21 protein-coding genes are annotated in these 20,727 nt (G+C 70.4%); 10 read left to right on the top strand and 11 right to left on the bottom strand.

What is annotated here, in order from left to right; all coding sequences use genetic code 11:
* Positions 1–17 precede the first annotated feature (17 nt).
* From QSK37_RS22045 to QSK37_RS22025, 5 genes are all read right to left on the bottom strand, one after another.
* Positions 18–455, bottom strand: coding sequence for a DUF6069 family protein (locus QSK37_RS22045; protein ID WP_285624238.1), 438 nt, complete (start codon positions 453–455; stop codon positions 18–20).
* Positions 456–565: 110 nt separating this feature from the next.
* A complete protein-coding gene (locus QSK37_RS22040; protein WP_285624236.1) occupies positions 566–1,150 on the bottom strand; it encodes a dihydrofolate reductase family protein in 585 nt (194 codons plus the stop codon).
* A gap of 54 nt (positions 1,151–1,204) precedes the next feature.
* Positions 1,205–1,693, bottom strand: a complete 489-nt coding sequence (locus tag QSK37_RS22035; RefSeq protein WP_285624234.1) for a hypothetical protein — start codon at positions 1,691–1,693, stop codon at positions 1,205–1,207.
* A 106-nt stretch (positions 1,694–1,799) separates the two neighbouring features.
* Positions 1,800–2,111 carry an integration host factor, actinobacterial type gene (mihF, locus tag QSK37_RS22030; RefSeq protein ID WP_285624231.1) on the bottom strand — a complete coding sequence of 104 codons (312 nt, stop codon included), beginning with the start codon at positions 2,109–2,111 and terminating at the stop codon, positions 1,800–1,802.
* A 498-nt stretch (positions 2,112–2,609) separates the two neighbouring features.
* Entirely contained in the window at positions 2,610–3,599 is a 990-nt protein-coding gene (locus tag QSK37_RS22025; protein ID WP_285624228.1) for an ArsR/SmtB family transcription factor, read from the bottom strand.
* A gap of 59 nt (positions 3,600–3,658) precedes the next feature.
* On the opposite strand from QSK37_RS22025, the gene QSK37_RS22020 reads away from it, so the two are divergent.
* Entirely contained in the window at positions 3,659–4,954 is a 1,296-nt protein-coding gene (locus QSK37_RS22020; protein ID WP_285624226.1) for an MFS transporter, read from the top strand.
* Positions 4,955–5,071: 117 nt separating this feature from the next.
* A complete protein-coding gene (locus tag QSK37_RS22015) occupies positions 5,072–5,998 on the top strand; it encodes an aminoglycoside phosphotransferase family protein (RefSeq protein WP_285624223.1) in 927 nt (308 codons plus the stop codon).
* A gap of 104 nt (positions 5,999–6,102) precedes the next feature.
* On the opposite strand, the gene QSK37_RS22010 is transcribed toward QSK37_RS22015, so the two are convergent.
* Positions 6,103–7,434, bottom strand: coding sequence for an aspartate aminotransferase family protein (locus QSK37_RS22010; protein ID WP_285624220.1), 1,332 nt, complete (start codon positions 7,432–7,434; stop codon positions 6,103–6,105).
* Positions 7,435–7,628: 194 nt separating this feature from the next.
* Between QSK37_RS22010 and QSK37_RS22005 the strand changes: the two genes are divergently transcribed.
* Genes QSK37_RS22005 through QSK37_RS21980 form a run of 6 tightly spaced genes read left to right on the top strand, consistent with a single transcriptional unit; the run spans position 7,629 to position 13,922 of the window.
* A complete protein-coding gene (locus QSK37_RS22005; protein ID WP_285624218.1) occupies positions 7,629–8,648 on the top strand; it encodes a Gfo/Idh/MocA family protein in 1,020 nt (339 codons plus the stop codon).
* A complete protein-coding gene (locus tag QSK37_RS22000; RefSeq protein ID WP_285624215.1) occupies positions 8,645–9,601 on the top strand; it encodes a Gfo/Idh/MocA family protein in 957 nt (318 codons plus the stop codon). Before QSK37_RS22005 ends, QSK37_RS22000 begins: the two co-directional genes overlap by 4 nt.
* Positions 9,598–10,443: a fumarylacetoacetate hydrolase family protein gene (locus QSK37_RS21995; protein WP_285624212.1), complete on the top strand. Its 846-nt coding sequence runs from the start codon at positions 9,598–9,600 to the stop codon at positions 10,441–10,443. The genes QSK37_RS22000 and QSK37_RS21995 overlap by 4 nt, the downstream gene beginning before the upstream one ends.
* Positions 10,443–12,014 carry an N-acyl-D-amino-acid deacylase family protein gene (locus QSK37_RS21990; protein ID WP_285624210.1) on the top strand — a complete coding sequence of 524 codons (1,572 nt, stop codon included), beginning with the start codon at positions 10,443–10,445 and terminating at the stop codon, positions 12,012–12,014. Before QSK37_RS21995 ends, QSK37_RS21990 begins: the two co-directional genes overlap by 1 nt.
* Position 12,015: 1 nt before the next feature.
* Complete coding sequence (locus QSK37_RS21985) at positions 12,016–12,843, top strand: amidohydrolase family protein (RefSeq protein WP_285624207.1); 828 nt, start codon at positions 12,016–12,018, stop codon at positions 12,841–12,843.
* The gene (locus QSK37_RS21980) at positions 12,840–13,922 is read left to right on the top strand and encodes an alanine racemase (protein WP_285624204.1); all 1,083 of its coding nucleotides are present in this window, start codon (positions 12,840–12,842) and stop codon (positions 13,920–13,922) included. The genes QSK37_RS21985 and QSK37_RS21980 overlap by 4 nt, the downstream gene beginning before the upstream one ends.
* A 94-nt stretch (positions 13,923–14,016) precedes the next feature.
* On the opposite strand, the gene QSK37_RS21975 is transcribed toward QSK37_RS21980, so the two are convergent.
* From QSK37_RS21975 to QSK37_RS21965, 3 genes are all read right to left on the bottom strand, one after another.
* Positions 14,017–14,586 (bottom strand): dihydrofolate reductase family protein, encoded by a 570-nt coding sequence (locus tag QSK37_RS21975; protein ID WP_285624201.1) that lies wholly within the window; start codon positions 14,584–14,586, stop codon positions 14,017–14,019.
* Between the two features lie 130 nt (positions 14,587–14,716).
* Complete coding sequence (locus QSK37_RS21970) at positions 14,717–15,748, bottom strand: sigma-70 family RNA polymerase sigma factor (RefSeq protein ID WP_285624199.1); 1,032 nt, start codon at positions 15,746–15,748, stop codon at positions 14,717–14,719.
* Between the two features lie 42 nt (positions 15,749–15,790).
* A complete protein-coding gene (locus tag QSK37_RS21965) occupies positions 15,791–16,399 on the bottom strand; it encodes a helix-turn-helix domain-containing protein (protein ID WP_285624197.1) in 609 nt (202 codons plus the stop codon).
* Between the two features lie 110 nt (positions 16,400–16,509).
* Between QSK37_RS21965 and QSK37_RS21960 the strand changes: the two genes are divergently transcribed.
* A complete protein-coding gene (locus QSK37_RS21960; protein ID WP_285624195.1) occupies positions 16,510–17,328 on the top strand; it encodes an MBL fold metallo-hydrolase in 819 nt (272 codons plus the stop codon).
* A 66-nt stretch (positions 17,329–17,394) separates the two neighbouring features.
* Here the strand turns inward: QSK37_RS21960 and QSK37_RS21955 are convergent, their stop codons facing one another.
* Positions 17,395–18,240: a PIG-L deacetylase family protein gene (locus QSK37_RS21955; RefSeq protein ID WP_285624192.1), complete on the bottom strand. Its 846-nt coding sequence runs from the start codon at positions 18,238–18,240 to the stop codon at positions 17,395–17,397.
* Entirely contained in the window at positions 18,237–20,000 is a 1,764-nt protein-coding gene (locus QSK37_RS21950; protein WP_285624190.1) for a sialidase family protein, read from the bottom strand. The genes QSK37_RS21955 and QSK37_RS21950 overlap by 4 nt, the downstream gene beginning before the upstream one ends.
* A gap of 100 nt (positions 20,001–20,100) precedes the next feature.
* On the opposite strand from QSK37_RS21950, the gene QSK37_RS21945 reads away from it, so the two are divergent.
* Positions 20,101–20,484: a RidA family protein gene (locus QSK37_RS21945; RefSeq protein WP_285624188.1), complete on the top strand. Its 384-nt coding sequence runs from the start codon at positions 20,101–20,103 to the stop codon at positions 20,482–20,484.
* Positions 20,485–20,727 lie beyond the last annotated feature (243 nt).

The following is a 20,727-nucleotide window of genomic DNA, read 5'->3' as shown; positions in this document are numbered from 1 at the left end:
GTGCCTCCCTCGCGGTGTCAGCGGATGCGGGTGGGCAGGCGGCGGGCGACGAGCGGGACGACGATCGCCGCGGCCACGAGGTGGGCGGCAATGAGGACGGCCCTGGTCGACGGTGCCGCCGAGACGACGAGGTCGGGCACGACCGACAGCACCGTGAGAACGGCGGTGACCGCCACGAATGTGCGCCTGGGCGCCGCGGCCCAGCGCCGCAGCGCCGCGGCCAGCACTATGCCGATCACGGCGCCCGCCAGTGTCAGCTGGGTGAAGGCGAACAGCGGAATCGGCTGGCCGCCGACCTTCAGAGACACTCCCGCGCTCGTGGCGACGGCGGCGATGACGGTGGTGGCCAGGGCGGCGGCGATGGCGGCGAGCCCGCCGGTGCGCCACAGCGGGACGGTGCGAGGTGAGGTCATGACGGTCGCGGACGGAGCGGCGGCGTGGCCGATGTTGCTCATGTGCTTTCCTTCGTATTCGTGCGAGCGAGAGTGTCCCTATGGCGGGGTGGACCGAGCGACGTCATCGGTCGGCGGCCTGGCCGCGAGGTGGCGGCTCGACCGGCGTGGCGTTACCGGTTGACGCGGTATCGCAGGTGGGTGACTCCGCTGCCGGCGTCGATGACCCGGTCGCGGGTGAGTTCGACCGGGCCCGCGCCGAGCAGGTCGAAAAGACGCACCCCGCCGCCGAGCAGCACCGGGACCAGGTGCACCTGGATCTCATCCAGCAGGCCGGCCTCCAGCGCCTGCTGAGCCGCGGTCGCACCGTGCAGGCCGACCGTACGATCGCCCGCGGCGGCCTGCGCCTGCGCGATGGCGCTCTTGATCCCGTCGGTGACGAAGGTGAACACCGGCGGCACACCGGCCGGGTCCGGCGCGCGATGCGTGAGCACGAAACACGGCACGTCACCGGCCGGGCCGCCCTCGCCCCAGCCTCCCTCACCGACGCAGAAGTCATAGGAGCGGCGGCCCATCACGATCGCCCCGGCACCATCGACCATCTCCTGCAACACGGCCTGGTCGGCAGGCGTCCCGGCCGGCCCGAGCCAGTCGTGCAGAACCTCACCGCCCTCACCCAGCGGCCGCTCACGGCTGTCGTGCGGTCCGGTGACGAACCCGTCCAGCGACATCGACATGCTCGACGCAACGTTCCCCATGGTCTCTCCTCCTAAGGATCCGCCCCGCCTTCAGCGGGATGACCATGAGTCTGGTCAGCGGCCGCCGAGGGAACATCCGTGGCCACCACGGAATCCACTACGGAGCCGGCACCGTGGCCTTGAGCGCTCGAAGTTCCGCTCGGCTCGTCCCGGCACCAGCATCAGCGTGACCGCGCGCTCGAACCGGGCGCCGATGCGTTCCCACCGGGTCACCGACTCGATCGCCGGCCGGACGTCACCGGTGTGCCGGGCGGTGGCGCGCGCCAGGCAGGCCGCCGCCCAGTCGTTCTCGGCGGCAGCGGACCCGGCCGCCGCGAGCCGCTCGCCGGCGTCGGGTGATCCCGCCACGACCGCGAGTTCGGCCCCGGTCGCGTGGGCGTAGGCCAGCCACCACTTCTCCGGGAACGACGCGAGCGCGGCATCGACCAACCGCTCCGGGTCGGCGTACCGGCCGGTGTGCACGGCGACCCGCGCATCGGCGAACGCGGCGGCCGCCGCCAGCGCCGATGACCCGGCCGCATCGCCGACGTGTGCGATCCGCATCGTCCGCGGCGACGTCGAACGCGTCGCCGTGCGGCCGCCGTTTCTGTCCGGCCGCACGCGCCGACCGGCGGCAGCCGTGGAGCCGCCGCCGGTTCACGTCCCGCTGCTACCGCTGGGGGAACGTCACGTTCAGCGCCTCACGCTGCCGGGCGCCCAACCCGCCGACCCTGCGGTTCGCCTCGATGCCGGCATCGGCCATGGCCTTTTCCGCACTGACCTTGCCCACGCCGGGCAGCGCCCGAAGGAGCTGGGAGACGCGGGTCTTCTTCGCCGTATCGTCATCGCGACCGAGCACGGCGGCCAGGCTCAGCTTGCCCGCTTTGACCTCGTTGAGCATCGCGGTTCGTGCGGCACGCGCTTCGGCTGCCTTCTCGAGCGCCGCCTGACGCTGCTCCGGCGTCATCGTCGGCAGAGCCATCAGAGTCCGTCCCTTCGGTGTGTCCTTTGCCCGCCGGGCGGCGGACGAGCAGCCATCATGCCGGGTGGTGCCGACAGCATCGGGCGACAACCCGCCGCGCCCGCACGCCCCGGCCGTGCAGGCGCGGCGCGCGTCACGGCCCGGAAGGGTGGCACAGGCTCGGGGCCGCGCTCGCGAGCGTGCCGGGTTTCCCGGGCCGTAGCGGTCGTCCGTGCCTTTGCCGTGTGCTGCCGGAAGGCCCGGTGCTGGTGTGTGCGTGAGCTGGTACCAGGCACGTATTCGATGTGTGCGGTATGCGCCCGTCGGAGCAGCTCTCGGTCCCGAGTGTGCGAGAGGAGGTTGCGGTCTCTTGAGATCGGGAGTGCAGTCAGCCGAGATCCGCAGGAGGGTATCCGTTGGCCTGAGCCGCAGGCCCCGATTCGGATTCAGCGACGGCCGCCATTACAGCGGCGGAGGACGCGGCTCAGGTGTCGATATCGTGCCGTCGATGAGATCTCTTCATCGGAGGAGGTCAGGTACTCGTCCTTGCCCAGCCGGGTGCCGTCCCGAGACGAGCGCGTGTGCTGAGTCGGTCCACCAGTAGAGCACCTCTCGCCCGGACCGGCGCCGTTGCAGGAGGCCGGCGTCCAGCAGGATGCGCAGGTGGCTGCCGACCGTGCCGAGTGGCATGTCGGTGGCGGCGGCCAGGCCACTGGTGCTGATCGGTTCGGCGGTATGGAGCAAGAGTGTGGCCCGTGAGCTTCCTAGTAGACGGGCGAGACTGTCCGGTGTGGTGACAGCGGTGCTCGCGAAGATCCCGGTTACCGGATAGATGATCCCGAAACGGTCGGGGAGTCGCCAGGAGACCCAGCCCGTCCGGCAGTGCGCCGCGATGAAGATGAGGTCTCGTCCTCGGATGTCGTGTGGCGGGTGTGGCCGCTCGTTGACTTGCAGTTCGCCGCCGCCGAGCCAGCGCATTCCCGGCCACATGCCGTCGAGGACTCCTGACCACCCGTCTTTGCCGAGCTGGGAGATTCGTGACACGACGTCGGCGCGCAGGATCCGTTGCCGACGCGGCCAGTCCTCGGCGATGGTGTGCTCCCAGATCCAGCGCAGCAAGTTAGCCGTTCGACCCGCGAGTCCAATGCTGTCCAGCTCCGGGGCCAGTGGCGCCCGCACCCGTTCCAGATCGGCGCGGATTCGCTCGTCCGACAATGACTCCATCGTTGCCAGCTCGTCATCCAAGGTCAGACCGGGACGTTCTGGCGGCACGGTGAGGAAGTCCGCCATCCACGAGGGTGAGAACGCGTGCGCTACGACTGCCGCCGCCGTGGGGTCGCTGTCGAGATAGTCGCTGAAGGCTTTGACATGCCTGTCCCGCCACGCGCGGTGCCACGGCAGCGGTTGCGGACGATGGAGAATCCTCAGGGCTCCGATCGTCTCGGCGAGCTGGGACGTTCCGAAGCGAGCCCGCGCCAGCACGTCGGCGTCGACCAGGAAAACGGCCATGTTTCGTCTCCAATCGAAAGTCTAGGCCGGCGTGTTCAGATGCTGCAGGCTCCCCGACCATGCGCAGGCACACCGCGCCACGCGGTACGACTTTGGCCCGACGAAGGAACTTCGCGGCCTTGTGGGCTGAGAGCTCGGTCACCAATCTCGCGGATGGCGTAGTTCAGCTGACCTTGCCTCTCATGGCCGTCTCGATGACCCGTTCACCAGCACTTGTTACCGGGGTGAGCTTCGCGAACACCCTGCCATGGCTGTTGTTGTCGTTGCCGGCCGGCGCACTTGCCGATCGCGTGGACCGGCGTCGTTTGATGATGATGACGGCGTTGGCTCGGGTCGTGATTCTTGCCGCACTCGTTGCCGGTGTACTGGCCGGCCTGCTGCCGCTGGCCGGCCTCTACGCGGCCGCGTTGCTGCTCGGCACCGGGCAGGTGCTTTCGCAGACCACTCGGATGTCAGTGGTTCAGATGGTCGTGCCGAGGAATCGCATGGAGTCGGCGTTCGCGAAGCTGACCGCGAGCGACACCGTGGCCAATGAGTTCGTGGGCCCGCCGCTGGGTGGCGTGCTGGCCGCGTCGGGGTCCGCGGTCGCTTTGGGAGCCGGCGGTATCGGTTACGCAGTCGCCGTCCTCGCTTTGGTGATCATGACTGGTGGCTATCGCAGTGCCCATGGGCGCGTGCCGTCGGCGGCGGGCTCGAGCCTGCGGGGTGAGATCTGGGAGGGCGTGAAGTACGTGTGGGAGGAGCGCGTCCTTCGGATGCTGCTCTTGGCCGCTGGAGTTGCGGGAGCGTGCTGGGCGGCGTGGAACGCGGTCATTGTGGTTTATGCGGTCGCGCCCGGGCCGTTGGGGCTGACCAGGTCTGCGTTCGGTTTGCTGATGGGGGCGTTGGGGGTCGGTGGCGTGGTCGGTGCCTTCGCCGCTCCGCTGCTGAGTCGTTGGCTGGGACGACGGGTAGTCCTCGTCGGCTCGATGGCGTGTTACGCATTACTGCTGGGCACGCCTGCGGTGTCCTCTTCGCCTGGTTTGATTGCTGCGACGACGATGGTGGGGGGTGTGGGCAGCGGTGCTTGGAACGTGGCGTACTCCTCGCTGCGCGCCCTCGTGGTTCCTGACGAGATGATGGGGCGATACAGCGGTGCTAGCCGGCTGGCCAGCTGGGGGTCCATGCCGTTGGGCGCTGCGCTCGCCGGGGCGACGGCCGAGTTGGGCGGCGTCCGCGGAGTCTTTTGGGCGGGAGGCATCGTATGCTCGGCCGCACTGATGATGACGCTGCGGGTGGTCTTGTCCAGGAAGTTTCACGAGATTGACGCGCTTACCAAGACCCCTGATTCCTCCGCATCGGAAAGTGTCCGCTGATTACCGTCCGGGATCGCGATTTCGTGTTGCTGCAAGCCGGACAGCTTCTGTTCAGCGCCGGCGGCCAGGCCGTCGCGGTCGCCTATCCGCCTGCTGGCTTGCGTACTGTGGCTTCGCATGGCCGACGCTGCGATCGAGATCACTGAAGATCTGGTGCACGACCTTCTCAAGGACCAGCATCCGGACCTTGCGGGGCTGCCCATCCGCGAGGTAGTGGGCGGCTGGGGCAACCAGATGTGGCGTCTTGGGGACGAGTTGGCCGTACGCATGCCGCGTACGGAAGATGCCCCGGATCTCCTGCGCAAGGAGTGCCGGTGGCTGCCTGTCCTGGCCCCGCGTCTTCCGCTCCCGGTGCCGACTCCTGTGCGAATCGGCGAACCGTCCGTGCGCTTCCCGAGGCCCTGGAGCATTATGACGTGGGTTCCCGGCGAGCCACTCGACTGCGCCTCGATCAGCCGCGACGACCACGCGGCCGATGCTCTGGCGGGCTTCCTCAGGGCGCTCCACGTGGAGGCGCCCGCCGAGGCACCGGCCAGTTCGGACCGCGGCGATCACCCCAAGAAGTGCACGGGCGGCTTCGAGAAGTTCTTGCAAGCCATTGCCCCCGGCGGCTTTGCCGCCGACGTCCGGGACGTCCGGGACGTCTGGGACGATGCTGTTGCGGCCCCCGAGTGGGAGGGCCCGCCGGTATGGCTGCACGGTGATCTCCATCCCGCGAATGTCGTCGTCTCGGACGGGACGCTCTCGGGCGTGATTGATTTCGATGCCATGTTCGCCGGCGATCCGGCGTGGGACCTCGCGGCCGCGTGGCTGCTCCTGCCCGCGGGCGCGGGCTCACGGTTCTTCGAGGTGTACGCGCATGCGGACGAGGCGACGGTTCGGCGCGCCCGAGGATTGGCTGCCATGAAGAGCCTTTTCCTCATCCTTATGGGCCAGAACGGGGATCGGGGTCTTCCTGGCGGCAAGCCGACATGGGGGCCCGCAGGCCAGGCGGCGCTCGATCGTGTTCTGACATTCAGCCTGGGCAGGCCCTCTCCCGCATAGGCCCCGCTCCGGTCGGCACAGGGCCGCACCCTCCCGGTCACGGATGTCACACGGAGGCCGCGACGGACTGTTGGTCCCTTGGGGCAAGTGGCCTGGCTTGAGCCTTACCCCAGCAGGCCGTCGTCGCGGATGCTGCGCAGCACGTCGCGGGCGGCCTCGAGCGTGCGGTCGATGTCGTCCTCGGTGTGGGCGGCGGAGATGTGGTTGCGCTTGAGCGCCAGCGGGAGCATCAAGAACCCGCGGTCGGTCATGCGTCGGTGGAAGGCGACGTACGCCTCGTCGTTGTCGCGGAGCAGGTCGCGGTAGCCGCGGATCGGCCCCTCGGTGAAGTAGAGGGCGAAAACGCCGCCGAAGCCGGCCGGGACCGCCGGGATGCCGAGTTCCTCGGTGATCGCGCCCAGGCCCGTACGGATCCGGTCGCCGAGGGCGTGCGTGCGCTCGTAGAAGTCCGGGTGTTCACGCAGGTACGTGATGGTGGCGATGGCGGCGGACGAGGAGACCGGGTTGCCGTTGAAGGTACCGGCGAGCAGCACGTCGCCGCCCGCGGAGCTGAACCGCTCCATGAGCGTGCGCGGTCCGGCGAGCCCCGCGATCGGATAGCCGTTGCCCATCGCCTTGCCGAAGGTCGTCAGGTCGGGGCGTACCCCGCTGACCTGCTGGTAGCCGCCCAGCGCGTGCCGGAACCCGGTGATGACCTCGTCGAAGATGAGCAGCGACCCCTGCTCGGAGGTGATCGCCCGCAGGCCCTCCAGGAACGCGGCCTCCGGTACGAGCGCGCCCACATTGTGCGGGATCGGCTCCAGGATCACCGCGGCGATGCGTTCGGGGTGCCGCTCGTACAGCTCGCGTACGGAGTCCAGGTCGTTGAACTCGGCGATGACGGTCGACTCGATCGCGTCCTCGAGGATGCCGCGCGAGAGCGGGTCCCGCCCGTACGCCCGGTCGGGCGCGGAGATCACGTTGCGCGCGACCGCGTCCTGCCAGCCGTGGAAGCCGCCCTGGAACTTGAGGATCAGCGGCCGGTCGGTGATCGCGCGGGCCAGCCGTACGGCCTGGGCGACCGCCTCGCTGCCGCTCATCGCGGAGATCATCTGTTCCGCGGAGGGGATCGTCTCCACGACCAGGCGGGCCAGCTCGATCTCCGGCTCGGTCACGCCCCAGCCGGCCAGGTCGATGCCGTCGCCGACGGCGCGTCGCACCGCGTCGTCGACCTCGGGCGCGTGGTGGCCGAGCAGGATCGCGCCGAACGCGGCGTGGTAGTCGAGGTAGCGGCGGCCGTCGGCGTCGGTCACGTACGCGCCGGAGGCGTCGGTGAGGACGTACGGCGCGCCGACCAGACGCGTCGCCGAGTTGACGCCGCCGGGGATCACGTCCCGGGCGGTGTTGAGCAGCTTGGCGCCGGTCGAGGAGTCGCCGGTGAGGTCCGCGGAAGTCATGGACAGGCCCCCAAGTCGAGGTGCCCGGCACATGCGAGGTCACCGTCGCGGCGGGCACCGGATGCGGCTGTGTTCCGCCCGAAGCCTTCATGGAAAGTCATTTCATGTCAAGGGTTCGCGCAGCGTGTGACCTCGTCCATATCGCCCGACGGCCCCTTGACAGTCCCCCGCGCCGCACTTCAGGATCCGTTCACATGGAACATCATTCCGCGTCAGTCGGGGTGCTGGTCGTGGGCGTCGGCTTCATCGCGGAGCAGCACACCGCGGCGATCCACGCCGACCCGCGGGCACGCCTCGTCGGCATCGTCGATCTCGACGCGGGCCGCGCCGCCGCCGCGGCGCGCGCGAACGGCGGCGTCCCCTGGTCGACCGACCTGGCCGAGGCGCTCGCCCGTCCCGAGGTCGACGCGGTCGTCGTCTGCACGCCCAACCACACCCACGCCCCGATCGCGGTGGCCGTGGCCGAGGCCGGCCGGCACCTGCTGATCGAAAAACCCCTCGCCACGGACGTCGCCGGCGCACGCCGCATCGCCGCCGCGTTCGCCGACGCCGGCCGCGTTCTCATGCCGGCCCACACCCATCGCTGCTACGACTACGCACGCGCGGTCAAGGAGGGCCTCGGCGACCTCGGCCGCCCCGAGTTCCTGCGCCTGGCCATCCTCGGCGGCTGGATCTGGCCGGACTGGCGCGCCTGGGTGCTCGACCCGGCGCGCTCCGGCGGGCACGCGCTCCACAACGGCGTCCACCTGCTCGACCTGGTGACCTGGTGGACCGGCGACCGGCCGGAGACGGTGTACGCGCGAGGCCGTAAGCAGACCGCCGCCGAGCTGGACATCTACGATTACCTGGAGATGACGGTCGGGTTCGCGGGCGGCGCGACCGCGCTGTGCGAGATGAGCCGCGGCCACCGCCCGGCCACGTACGCGGCTCGCGACGTCCTCGTCGTCGGCGAGCACGGCGTGCTGACCCTGCCCTGGGACGCCGAGGCGAGCATCGTCACCGACGAGTCCGGCACCGGGCTGCTCCCGCCCGCGGGCGCGAACGGGTTCGCCGTCCAGCTCGGCGCGTGGCTCGACGCCATCGGCGGCGCGGAACCGCTCATGACACCCGGCGACGGCGTACTCGCCGTCGCCATGGGCGTGGCGGCCGAACGGTCCATCGCGACCGGCGAGCCGGTACGCGTCGACGACGTCCTGACGGAGGCCGGGGTATGACGCGCGTCCTGCTGGCGGGTTTCGGCGGCCTTGGCGGTGGCCAGGACCACCAGCGTGCCATGTACCTGCCCGCCTTCCAGGCCCACCCCGGCTTCACCGTGGTCGGCGCCGTCGGCGCGGACGACCTCGGCGTTCCCTCGTATCCGGACCTCGCCACGGCGCTCGCGGACGACCCCGCCGAGGTGGTGAGCGTCTGCCTGCCGCCGGACCAGCGCGCCACGGCGATCGTCACCGCGCTGCGCGCCGGCCGGCACGTGCTCGCCGACAAGCCGCTCGCCCTGACCGCCGAGGAGGCCGCCGCGGCCGCCGCCGCGGCCGCCGAGTCCGGCACCGTCTGCATGCCGGCGCACCACCAGCGTTTCGCTCCCGCGGTCCGTTCGGCGCGGGCCGCCGTCGCCGCCGGGCGCGTCGGCCTGCCCTGGAACGTCCAGGCGGACTTCCTCGTCGCCGGCGGCGACCCGTGCCCGCTCGGCGAGCTGACCAACCTCGGCCTGTACCCGATCGACGTCGTCGCCGCCCTCGTCGGGCAGCCCGTACGCCGTGTGCACGCCCGTGCGAGCGGGGATGTCACTCTGCTCCTGCTCGACCACGACCGCGGACTGACCAGCACGATCTCCGTCGGCCGGATCAGCGGGACGGCCGACCTGCGGCCCGGCGGCCTGGCCGTGCACCGCTACCGGATCAGCGGCTCGAACGGGGTGATGAACGTGGACGCCACCAAGCCCGGCGCCACGCTGCGCACCTCCACCGGCGTGCGGAGCGCCTGGACCGGGCCGGACACCGTGGCCCTCATGCTGACCGAACTACATGCCGCGATCACCGGCGGCCGGCCCGCCGAGGTCGGACCCGCGGACGCGCTCGCCGCGATCCGCGTGGTCGAGGCGGCGCGGCGGTCCCTGGAGGCCGGCCGGCCCGTCCCCCTCTCCCCCGACTCCCAGGAAGGCCGACAGTGAAGCTCGCCACCTACCGCAAGGACGGCCAGGTCCGCCATGGCCGGATCATCGACGACACGCACGTCACCGACCTCGGCGCCGGCGACGTCGCGCCGTTGCTGGGCCGCTCCGACACGGACACGGACGCGCCGCGGTACCCGCTGGAGGACGTGACGCTGCTCGCCCCGCTGCTGCGGCCGGGCAAGATCCTCGCGGTCGCCGCCAACTACCAGGACCACGTCACCGAGACCGGCGGCGAGCGGATCGACAAGTCGCGGATCTCCCCGCGCCTGTTCCTCAAGCCGCCCACCGCGATCAGCGGCCCCGGCGAGGACATCGCGCTGCCGTCGGTCAGCGACCGGATCGACTGGGAGGTCGAGCTCGTCGTCGTCCTCGGGCGCGGAGGCAAGGACATCCCGGTCGAGGAGGCCCTCGCGCACGTCGCGGGCTACACGGTCGGCAACGACGTGTCGGCGCGCGCCATGGACTACGGCTACGAACGCGACACCGACGACTCGGCGGTGGGGTTCTTCGACTGGTTGAACGGCAAGTGGCTCGACGGGTTCGCGGCGCTCGGACCGTGGCTGCTGACCGCCGACGAGGTGTCCGACCCCCAGGACCTGGAGATCTCGCTGGAGGTCAACGGCGAGGTCATGCAGCACGGGAGCACCGGCGACATGATCTTCACCGTGGCCGAGCAGATCGCCTTCGCCTCCCGCATCATGACCCTCGAACCCGGCGACCTGATCTACACCGGGACGCCCTCGGGCGTCGGTCTCGCCACCAACCGGTTCCTCAAGGCCGGCGACCGGATGACCGCCCGTCTCGCGGGTCTGGGCGACCTCGTCAACACCGTCCGCTGATGACGGACCTGCTGATCGCGGGCGGACTCGTCGCCGACGGCACGGGAGCGCCGGAGCGTACCGCCGACGTCGCGGTATCCGGCGGGCGCATCGAGGCCGTGGGCGATCTGGCCGGGCGGACCGCCGCCCGGGTCCTCGACGCGTCCGGGTCCGTGGTGTGCCCGGGGTTCGTCGACGTGCACACCCACTCGGACCTGACTCTGTTGTCCAGCCCTTCCGCGCACAGCAAGGTCCGGCAGGGCGTCACGACCGAGCTGATCGGCAACTGCGGCCTCGGCGTCACGCCCGTGCTCGGGGACATCGCCGCGCTGCGTGGTGCGGCGGGGTACCTCGACCTGGATCCGTCGGTCGGCTGGGACTGGACCGACCTGCCCGGCTACCTGGACGTGCTGGCGGCGGCGCGGCCGGCGGTGAACGTCGCCTCCCTGGTCGCGCACATCCCGCTGCGCGCCGGGGTGATCGGCTTCGGCGACCGGGAGGCGGCGCCCGCCGACCTGGACCGGATGTGCGGGCTGCTCGGCGACGCGCTCGACGCGGGCGCCGCCGGCGTCTCCACCGGCCTGATGTACGCCCCGCTGACCTTCGCCCGCGAAGAGGAGCTGACCGCGCTGGCGCGCACCGCCGCCTCCCGCGGGCGGCTGTTCTCCTGGCACATCCGCGACTACGGCGACCACCTGCTGGACGCGGTACGCGAGGTGCTGCGCGTCGCGGAGGCCACCGGTTGCCGCACGCAGATCTCCCACCTGATCGCGGTCGGCCGGCGCAACTGGGGCAAGGTCGCCCGCGCGCTGGAGCTGATCGACGCCGCCCGCGACCGCGGCATCGACGTGGCGGCGGACGTGTACCCCTACCTGGCGGGCAACGCGCCGCTGTCCCAGCTGCTGCCCGCCTGGGCCCAGGCCGGCGGCGAGGAGGCGATGCGGCACCGGCTCGCCGATCCCGGCGTACGCGACCGGATTCGCGAGGAGTGGCGGGACCTGCCGAACGGCTGGTCCGACATCACGGTCAGCCGCATCCCGGCCGACCGCCCCGGCGTCGAGGGCCGGACCGTCGCGGACCTGGCCGACGACGGCGCAGGCGTCGCCTTGGACCTGGTCGCCGAGTTCGGCAACGCGGTGATGATGGTGGCCGGGGGGCGGAGCGAGGAGGACCTGCTCGCCGTCCTGCGGCATCCGGCGACGGTGATCGGCTCGGACGGTCAGGCGCTCGACCCCGACGGCCCGACCGGCGCCGGCGTGCCGCACCCGCGCTCGTACGGCTGCTACCCGCGCCTGTTCGCCGACCACGTCCGCACCGGGCGGCTCCCCCTCGCCGAAACGGTGCGCAAGTGCACCGGCGCCGCCGCCGCCCGCGCCGGGCTGACCGACCGCGGCGAACTGGTCCCCGGCAAGGCCGCCGACGTCGTCGTGTTCGAGCTCGGCCGGATCGGCGACCGCGCCACGTACGCCGATCCTCAGCGGTACCCCGACGGCATCCGCGCCGTACTGGTCAACGGGAAGATCGTCGTCCAGGACGGCACCCACCTCGGCGAACGGCCCGGAGCGGTGCTCCGCGCCGGGCAGGGAGACTGAGTTGATCGACTTTCACACGCACTGCCACCGGCCCGAGCACTGGGGCTGTGAGTGGGAGAAGCACTGGCAACCCGTGTACGGCCACGAGGCACACGACTACGGACCGGAGGAGTACGACCGGGCGATGGCCCCGGTCACCGCGGCGTGCGTGTTCGGCATCCGGGCGACCGCCGCCGGCGTGCTCACCCCGAACGACTTCACCGAGCGGTTCTGCGCCGAGACGACCACCGAGACGATCGGGTTCATGGCGCTCGACCCCACCGACCCGGACGTGCTCGACCAGCTCGCCGACGGGGTGGCCCGGGGGCTGCGCGGCATCAAGCTGTACCCGGTGCTGGCCCTGTTCGACCCGCGCGACGAGAAGCACGACGCCTTCTACCGCGCCGCCGCCGACAACGGCCTGGTCGTGCTCTGGCACATGGGGGCGACGCCCAGCCCGGCCGGCGACCTGTCGGTGAGCAACCCCCTCGTCGTGGACGAGGTGGCGCGGCGGCACCCGGACCTCGTGCAGATCATCGCCCACCTCGGCCACCCGTGGCAGCGCGAGACGATCGTGACGCTGCGCAAGAACCGGCGCGTCTACTCGGACGTGTCCGCCTCGTGGGCTCGGCCCCTGGACGGGTACCTCGCGCTGGCCCGCGCCCAGGAGTGGGACGTGGTGAGCAAGCTGGTGTTCGGCTCGGACTTCCCGCTGTGGACCCCGGCCGAGGCGGTCGAGGGCCTGCGATCGTTGGCCTCCTCCCACCCGTCCGGGTTCCCGCCGATCAAGTCCTCGACGATCGAGTGGCTGCTGGACGGGGACCCGCGGGCCGAGATGGGGCTGGCGTGACGTCGCTCGACGCGCTGGCGACGCCCGCGCTGCTGGTGGATCGGGCGCGGCTGGACCGCAACGTGGCGTCCATGGCCTCCGCCATGCGCGGCGCGGGGGTCGCGCTGCGCCCGCACTTCAAGACCTCCAAGTGCCTGGAGGTGGCCCGGCGCCAGCTCGACCAGGGCGCGATCGGCTTCACCTGCTCCACGCCCGCCGAGGTGCGCCTGCTCCAGGACGAGGGGGTCGGCGACCTGCTGTGGGCGCACCAGCCGGTCGGTCCGGCCAAGGTGGCGTTCGCGATCGGGGCGCTGCGGCGCGGCGGGCTGACGCTCGGGCTGGACTCGGTGGAGGTGGCCGCGCCGCTGGCCTCGGGCGGGGTGGCCGTGCCGTTCCTGCTGGAGGTCGACACCGGTCTGGGCCGTACGGGGGTCGACCCGGACCGCGCGGTGGAGACGGCGACGCGGATCGCCTCGCTGCCGGGGTTCGCCCTGCGCGGTGTCATGACCCACGAGGGGCATCTCGGCACGTACGGGGACCGTACGGCCCTGGAGGAGGCGGGCACGCGGGCCGGTGAGCTGCTGGCCTCGGTCGCGGCGAAGCTGCGCGCCGCCGGGCTGGACTGCCCGATCGTGTCGGTCGGCTCGACGCCGGGCGCGACGTCGGCGCCGTTCGCCGAGGGCGTCACCGAGGCACGGCCCGGCACGTACGTCTACTACGACTCGGGCCAGGTACGGCTGGGCAGCGCGACGCCGGACCGCTGCGCCCAGACCGTGCTGACGCGGGTGGTCAGCACGCAACGCCGGGGAACCGCCATCGTGGACGCGGGCATCAAGGCGATGAGCTCCGACGGTCTCGCGGGCGGAAGCCTGGGCACGGTCTGCGACGTGGCGGGCCGGCCGCTGGAGGACGTGCTCTTCGCGAACGGCAACGAGGAGCATGGCTACCTGACCGGCGAGGGCACGGCGCGGCTGCGCCCCGGCGACCTTCTTCGCGTCGTCCCCAACCACGCCTGCGGGACGACGAACATGTGGAGCCGCCTGCACGTGGTCGAGGACGGCCAGGTGGTGGACCGCTGGCCGATCCGCGCCCGCCACTGAGCGGATCGCTGCGACGGCCGTTGATGTCCCCGGCGAATATCACGCCGGTCATACGGTGTTCTTCGGATGACCGGCGTGATATTCGCTTTCGCCGTTAGGCCGGGGTGTAGCGGAGGGTGACGATGCCGGAGTCGTAGGTCTTGCTGTGGACGAGGGTCAAGTTCAGGGGCTGCTGGAGATCGGTGAACAGTGGCCGTCCCTCGCCAAGCGCGCTGGGGTACAGCTTGATCCAGTACTCGTCTACGAGTCCGTGCTGGACGAACTGCTGTACGGTGTCGACGCCGCCGAACAGGACCATGCCCTTTCCCGGCTGCGCCTTCAACGCTGCGATCTCCTCGGGGATGTCGGCGGTGGCCAGGCGGGCGTTCTCGCCGACGTCGGACTGCGACCGCGAGAAGACCACCTTTGGTGTCTTGATCATCCAGTGGGCGAAGTCCACCAACGCGGGCGGGCTGGCGGTGTCGGCCGCCTGGGCCCGGAAGTTGGCGTCCAAAGCCTGGTGAGCGATGCGACCGGACACGATGGTGTCCACCTCGGCGCGCAGCTCGTCGGTGAACGTCTGGTTCATCTCCGGGTCGGGCACCATCATCCAGTCCAGCTCTCCGTTCGGCCCGGACAGGTAACCGTCGATGGTGATGTTGACGAACAGGATGACCTTGCGCATGACGTTCTCCTACTCTCGCGGCAGGCGCTCTTTGCGCCTTTCATGGGTAGGGAGTCAGCGTCAACGCCGAACTCATCGGTCCGGTGGCAACGAGTTTCGGCGCATCGCCGGGCGCCTGTTCCGTCGGGCTTCAGTCGGTCAGCTCTGCGGGCAGACCGAACGCCTCGATCATCCGGGGATCAAGAAAAGAGGTGATCTCGAGGATTCGGTCGCCGCGCAGCGTGACGACGTTGAGCCCGGCCAGCAGAAACCGAGCACCATCGTCGCTCGCGCGATAGCCCACGAACGCGAGCTGACCGTTGGCCGACGCCGGAACCATCCGCCAGGATCGATCGAAGATTCGCTCGGCCAGGAACGTACCGATGTCTTCCGGACCGTCGAACCAGGCGGGCAGCGGCGGCATGGTGAGACGAGCATTCTCGGCGAGCATTCCGACCAAGGCGGGCACATCCGCGCGCTCCCACGCGCTGACGAAGTCTGTCACCAGCGCACGGCATGCTTCGTCGCCCAGCTCGCGCAAGGTCGCCTGCTGACTCTGGCCTGACACGCGCTGGTCCAGGCTGCCCCGCGCACGCTGCAGGGCGCTGTTCACCGATGCGACCGAGGTGTCGAGCGCGGCGGCGACCTCGGCCGCCGAGAAGGCCAGCACCTCCCGCATGATCAACACCGCGCGCTGGGTCGCCGGCAGGTGCTGTAGCGCAGCCACGAACGCCAGCTCCACGCTCTCGCGCAGTTCATAGACGACCTGTGGATCGGCCGGTTCCGCTCCCCAGGCGCTTTCGGGGTAGGGCTCCATCCAGAACTCCTCGGCCGCAGGGCGCCCAAGGTCGTCGGTGGCGGATCTGGCCGGGTGGTAGTCCGCCGACAGCAGCCGTTTCGGACGTTTCTTGATCAACTTGAGGCAGGAATTGGTGGCGATGCGGTAGAGCCATGACCGCACTGAGCTGCGCCCCTCGAATCCCTCCAGGCCTCGCCACGCTCCGACGAGAGCGTCCTGCAACGCGTCCTCGGCGTCGTGCACTCCGCCCAGCATTCGATAACAGTGCGCGTGGAGTTCGCCATAGTAGGGCGACACCAGGCGATCGAACGCGCCGCGATCCCCCTCTCGTGCCGCGTCCATCAGCTTCTCATCCGACGTGGGCGAGGAGTGCAGCTCAGCCATCCCCGTACCTTATTTCGATCAGCCACACGACTCTGCGGCCAATCAGGTTCTGCGCGAGATGACCATGATGTATTCGCAGGGAGCGTCTGTTCGGTTGGCGAAGCCGTGGTCCGTGTCGGCTTGGAAGAACAGGGAGTCGCTTGTGTTCAGGGTCTCGCCGATCCCGCCGATCGCGACGGTGAGGGTGCCTTTGAGCACCAGGAGTTGTTTCTCCGTACCGGGCGGATACGCGGGCAGCAGTCCGGTAGAGACCCGCGGGGGGAGGTAGTGGACGATCATCTCGGCTCCTCCCGCGCCCGGTGCCGCTGACACCATGTGCCGCTCGAAGCCGGTTTCCGGGTCACGGAAAACGGGGCGATCGCTCTTGCGCATGACAACGGCCACACCAGACGCGGCAGCGGCCGGCGCACCGATCAGGTCCGAGAGCGACGCGTTGAGCGCATGGGCGATCCTGGACGCCACGCCGATCGTCGGGCTCTTCTCACCGCGTTCGACCTTGGACAGCATCGCCCGGCTGACCGACGACTGTGTGGACAGCTGCTCCAGCGTGAGACCCGCCTCCTCGCGGCGTCGCCGCACGTTACGGCCGAACGCGCCGGTCAGCTCGTCACCGTGCTGTGGTTCGGCCGCGTTTCCGTCTTGCTTGGCCACCATGCTCCTCGATCGATGGGTACCTCGCCGGCCCATAGTGTAAGGATCTCCTAAAGAAGATAGATTCTTCTATCGGAGACGGGATGTCCACCCACCACGACGGAGGTTCCATGCGTTTGATCTCGAGTGGCCAGCACCATGCCACGTTCGAATTCGGCGATCTGCAGGTGATCTCGTTGCGAGACGGATACATCGACATGCCGCCGACACGGCTCCGCGACGAGGATGGGCGCACGCTCGATGAGCTGCCGGCCGCCGTCCCGTTGGCCGGCGACAACTTGCGGCTGTCGGTCAACGCCTTCTTCGTCACCGACGGCACGCGGTCGGTCCTCATCGACACCGGCGCGTCCAACGTCTGGCACGAGCCCACCATGGGATTGATCTACGACGCGTTCGACGAAGCGGGAATCGACCGCGCGCAGGTCACCGATGTGGCCATCACCCACAAGCACGAAGACCACGTCAGCGGTCTGATCGCGCCGGACGGTTCAGAGGCGTTCACCGAACTCGAGCGCGTGTGGATCGGCGCGGGCGACACCTCGGTGTTCACGGGGCGGCTCGAGCCGATCCGCGACCGGGTCGTATCCGTGTCGGAGAAGGTAGCGATCAACGACTGGACCACCGCGATCCCGACACCGGGCCACACGCCCGGTCACACCGTCTACGAGGTCAGGAGCGGCACCGACCACCTTCTCGCCTGGGGCGACACCGTTCACGTTCCCACGCTCCAATTCGATCAGCCGAACGTGTCCTGGGAGCTCGACGGCGACCAGTCCCAGGCCCGCACCGCGCGAGCGGCGCTCCTCGAACGACTGACCCGGCCACACCACTTCGTAGCCGGCGCCCACCTCGACTCACCCGGCATCGCCCGCGTAACCCCCTCCGGCGACGGTTATGCCCTGGAATACCTCGCACCACCGATCGGCTGATCGAGCGGGACACCCGCACCTCGCCGAGCTCCTCCGCCCAGTCGCGGAGGAGCTCGGCGAGGTGTCTCAGCCTGCGGGGAAGCGGGCCCGTACGTCGATCCGCGAGTAGTCCACGTGCCGGGTCAGGGGGTCGGCGCGCAGGGCGGCCTCGGTGAGCGGGAGCAGCTCGTGGGTCTCGTTGTAGAGGCGGGAGTACGCCTCGGCGAAGTTGACGCCCGCCGCGCGGCCGAACTCGCCGTTGCTCGACTCGACCAGCTTGCGGGCGAACAGGCCGGCGTAGCCCTGGCTCTCGAAGCAGTCCATCGCGGCCAGCTTCGTGCCCACGACCGGCGTGATGTCGACGAACAGGTCGTTGCGGACGCCGTACAGGCTGAGCCCGTCCGTCACCGCGACCGGCACCGAGGTGAAGAAGACCTGACGGACGTTCGTCTCCTCCCGGCCGTCGAGGTTCTTCAGTTGGGTCGCGGCGCGTCCGAGGGCGGCCAGGGCGGTCATCGTGGCGACGGTGTGCGTGTTGGCCGTCATCGCCGGGTTCTGCGGGTAGTCGCAGATGACGACGTCCGGCCGCTCCCGCGCGAGCGCCGCGGCGACCTCGTCCACGACCTCCTCGCGCACCACGGCCATCGAGTCGTCGAGGTCGAGCGTCAGCAGCGTGCCGATGCCGACGATCTCGGCGGCGCGTTCGAGCTCGCCCTTCTTGTGCGCGACGATCTGGTCCAGGCCGGCGCCGGCGATGGACTCGTCGGGCTCGTCCTTGCGCCACTCCTCGGCGTACCGGTTGGCGTGGATCCGGCCGCCGTGGGTGAGGATCAGCGCCACGACCTCGTCGCCGGCCGCGGCGTGCCGCGCGAGCGTCCCACCGCAGTTGGTGATCGTGTCGGCCGGATGGGCGTAGATCGTCATGATCTTCATCGGTTCACCGTCACGACGCGCGACCAGACCGAGTACGGGTCCGGTGTCGGGTGGGACCAGTTGGCGCCGCGGTCGCCGAAGACCATCATGGTGTTCGCGCCCGTCGGCAGGAGCACGCCGTTCGCGGAGTTCTGGTAGTCCGCCTCGACCGGACGGGTCCAGGTACGACCGCTGCCGTCGGGTGAGGTGAGCAGCGCCAGGCCGGGGCGGCCGACCATCAGCACGAGCGGGCCGCCCGGCAGCAGGCTCAGCGACGGGTACACGCTCACCACGGACTGCTTGTCCGGGCCGGCCACGAGCTGCGTCGCCGCCGACCAGGTCCTGCCGTCGTCGGTGGAGCGCGAGACGTACATCGGCAGGTAGCTGCCGATCCGCATGACGATGAGCAGCGAGCCGTCCGCGACGCGTTCGAGCGCGCCCTCGCAGAAGCCCTCGTACCCGGCGGCGGTCGTCAGGTTCGGGTTCACCGCGACGGTCGCGGCGACGGTCCAGTTCAGGCCGCCGTCGGTGGACCTCAGCACGATCTGCCGGTACTTGGTGTCGTCCGCGTAGTACCCGTACCCCGACTGGTACAGCGTGCCGTCCGGGTCCTCGACCACGGGGTGCACCAGCACGAACCCGCCGAGCGGCGAGCCGGGGCGGTCGGTGACCGAGGAGATGGTGCGCATCGCCGTCGGGGTGGTCATCATGCCCGTACGGGTGGTCCAGGTCGCCCCACCGTCGTGGGAGACGCTCGAGTCGACCTCGGCTTTGAGGTCACCCGAGCCGGCGACCATGTACGTGTGGTACGAGACGGCGAGAACGTCGCCGTTCCGCAGCCGGGTCAGGTTGTAGGAGGCCGCGTCCGGCATCGGGTTGGCGGCCTGGTCGGCGACCCAGGTGGTGCCCATGTCGTCGGAGTAGGCGAACCGCGTGCCGTTCGTGGCGGAGCTGTCGGTGTGCGCCGGGTAGGCGAGCAGCACTCTGCGGCCGGTGCCGTGCGGCACGATGACGGCGGCGTTCGGCATCTGCACCGGCGTCGTCGACTGGTCGACGGTGACCGGCGGCGCGACGGTGAACGGCGCGGAGCCGGGCGGCGGGGTGTTCACCGCCGGGCCGTAGCCGACGTCGTCGAGGTAGACGTCGTCGCCCGAGGTCGGCGTGCCGTCGCTGGAGAACTGGTAGCCGGTGATGTCCGCCAGGGCCCGTACGCCGACCGGCCCGGCGTCGCCGACGTACCGGCCGCCGACGTAGACGTGCGCGGCGCTCATGTCCGCGGGCACCTGGATGTCGATGGCGGTCCACTTGGTGAGGGGCACGGTGCCGGCCGGCGCGACCTGCGTCCAGTTGGCGGCGTCGTACCAGCGGATCCGGCCGTTGCCGTCCACGACGAGGTGGAACACCGGCTGCTCTCCGGTGACGTTCTTCTGGTGGCCGAGCAGGTCGACCATGAAGCCGTTCGGCAGCGCGGCCGGGTAGGCGTAGAAGCTCAGTTCCGCGCCCTGCTGCGCCGGCCGCGGACAGGCGATCTTCGTGATCGTGGTGGTGCTGGGGTCATCGACCCGCAGCGACCGCGCGCTGGCCCGCCCGCGGGTGGAGCTGACGACGGCGGACGCCGCGCCCGACGGGGTGGAGCAGCCGGACGGCACCTGGCCGACCGGATCGGTCTCATAGGTCCGCACCGTGACGGCGGCGGTCGCCGGGCCGGCGATGAGACCGGCCGCCGCGACGGCGAGGACGAAGGCGAGCAGGAGGTTCAGGGGTCTGGTGGTCCGGGACATCGGCTGTGCCCTCTCTCTCGGCATCCCCCCGGAATACGACACGGAATACCGTTCCATGTCAACGGTATGGTCGGAGCACCCGACTGAGAGAGGTAGCGCGATGCGCACGATCCACCCCGAGCACTTCCCCGCCCCGGCCGTCCCCCTGAGCCACGGCGTACGCGCCGGTGACCTGCTGTTCGTCTCCGGTCAGGTCGCGACGACGGCAGACGGTTCGGTGTTCATCGGCGACTTCGCCACCGAGGTGAACGCCACCATCGACAACGTCGAGGCCGTCCTGCGTGCGGGCGGAGCGAGCCTGGCCGACGTGGTGAAGGTCAACGCCTACCTGGCGAACGCGACGCTGTTCGCCCCGTTCAACGAGTTGTACGCACGCCGCATCGGCGCCGTGCCCCCGGCCCGTACGACCGTCGTGGTCGACTTCGGTCACCCCGACGTCCGCGTCGAGATCGAGGCCGTCGCCTACCTCGGCGACCGGGACTGAGCCCGGCGGGGCCCTCGGACGGGGGCCCCGCCAAATGAATCTCGCACCGTGAAGGCGGAACGCGCCCGTGAGACCTGAAAGATGACGCCGCTTCCGGCCACGGCGCTTCGCGAGGAGGTCGTCCGTCCCGAAAACAAAGAAGGGAAGGGAGACCCACTCCCTTCCATTTCCAACGTATAGCGCACCGGGGGGCTTGCGGCAAGACCCGGGTCGTGCCGCAGAATCGTCGGCCTAGGCCAGAGC

The organism is Actinoallomurus iriomotensis, from assembly GCF_030269445.1.
In the GTDB taxonomy this organism is placed as follows: Bacteria; Actinomycetota; Actinomycetes; order Streptosporangiales; family Streptosporangiaceae; genus Actinoallomurus; species Actinoallomurus iriomotensis.
This window is presented reverse-complemented; position numbering and strand designations above follow the sequence as displayed.

Excerpts from the sequence above, each read along its gene's own strand:
- QSK37_RS21960 (WP_285624195.1), top strand. The coding sequence starts at position 16,510 with ATGCGTTTGATCTCGAGTGGCCAGCACCATGCCACGTTCGAATTCGGC.
- QSK37_RS21950 (WP_285624190.1), bottom strand. The coding sequence starts at position 20,000 with ATGTCCCGGACCACCAGACCCCTGAACCTCCTGCTCGCCTTCGTCCTC.
- QSK37_RS22025 (WP_285624228.1), bottom strand. The coding sequence starts at position 3,599 with ATGGCCGTTTTCCTGGTCGACGCCGACGTGCTGGCGCGGGCTCGCTTC.
- QSK37_RS21975 (WP_285624201.1), bottom strand. The coding sequence starts at position 14,586 with ATGCGCAAGGTCATCCTGTTCGTCAACATCACCATCGACGGTTACCTG.
- QSK37_RS22000 (WP_285624215.1), top strand. The coding sequence starts at position 8,645 with ATGACGCGCGTCCTGCTGGCGGGTTTCGGCGGCCTTGGCGGTGGCCAG.
- QSK37_RS22005 (WP_285624218.1), top strand. The coding sequence starts at position 7,629 with ATGGAACATCATTCCGCGTCAGTCGGGGTGCTGGTCGTGGGCGTCGGC.
- mihF (WP_285624231.1), bottom strand. The coding sequence starts at position 2,111 with ATGGCTCTGCCGACGATGACGCCGGAGCAGCGTCAGGCGGCGCTCGAG.
- QSK37_RS22040 (WP_285624236.1), bottom strand. The coding sequence starts at position 1,150 with ATGGGGAACGTTGCGTCGAGCATGTCGATGTCGCTGGACGGGTTCGTC.
- QSK37_RS21990 (WP_285624210.1), top strand. The coding sequence starts at position 10,443 with ATGACGGACCTGCTGATCGCGGGCGGACTCGTCGCCGACGGCACGGGA.
- QSK37_RS21945 (WP_285624188.1), top strand. The coding sequence starts at position 20,101 with ATGCGCACGATCCACCCCGAGCACTTCCCCGCCCCGGCCGTCCCCCTG.
- QSK37_RS21970 (WP_285624199.1), bottom strand. The coding sequence starts at position 15,748 with ATGGCTGAGCTGCACTCCTCGCCCACGTCGGATGAGAAGCTGATGGAC.
- QSK37_RS22010 (WP_285624220.1), bottom strand. The coding sequence starts at position 7,434 with ATGACTTCCGCGGACCTCACCGGCGACTCCTCGACCGGCGCCAAGCTG.
- QSK37_RS22045 (WP_285624238.1), bottom strand. The coding sequence starts at position 455 with ATGAGCAACATCGGCCACGCCGCCGCTCCGTCCGCGACCGTCATGACC.
- QSK37_RS22020 (WP_285624226.1), top strand. The coding sequence starts at position 3,659 with ATGCGCAGGCACACCGCGCCACGCGGTACGACTTTGGCCCGACGAAGG.
- QSK37_RS22035 (WP_285624234.1), bottom strand. The coding sequence starts at position 1,693 with ATGCGGATCGCACACGTCGGCGATGCGGCCGGGTCATCGGCGCTGGCG.
- QSK37_RS21955 (WP_285624192.1), bottom strand. The coding sequence starts at position 18,240 with ATGAAGATCATGACGATCTACGCCCATCCGGCCGACACGATCACCAAC.
- QSK37_RS22015 (WP_285624223.1), top strand. The coding sequence starts at position 5,072 with ATGGCCGACGCTGCGATCGAGATCACTGAAGATCTGGTGCACGACCTT.